1 protein-coding gene is annotated in these 245 nt (G+C 34.3%); it reads right to left on the bottom strand.

From position 1 onward, the window contains the following. Positions 1–245, bottom strand: a 245-nt coding sequence (locus ACTG3Y_RS11790) for a peptide deformylase (RefSeq protein ID WP_439153125.1), incomplete at both ends; no start/stop codon positions are given.

Genomic DNA, 245 nt, shown 5'->3' with positions numbered 1-245 from the left:
TATTTTAATCTTTGGTTGTCTAAACACATCTTCCCTGACATCTGGTATACTTAAACAGCCTTCATTAAATGCCCATTCATCACCTTCTTCTTCTAATATCTGTGCATTGATAAAGGTTTTTTTAAAATTTTTCATCTGTTCTCTATCTTTCTCAGATAGATCTTCATCTTCAGAAAACGGTTCTGTATCTACTAAAAACAGACGAATTGATAAGCCTATTTGCGGAGCTGCAAGACCTACACCAT

The organism is Winogradskyella sp. (assembly GCF_965656915.1).
GTDB lineage: Bacteria > Bacteroidota > Bacteroidia > Flavobacteriales > Flavobacteriaceae > Winogradskyella.
Note: the sequence above shows the minus strand (reverse complement) of the source record. Positions and strands in the feature narration are given on the sequence as shown.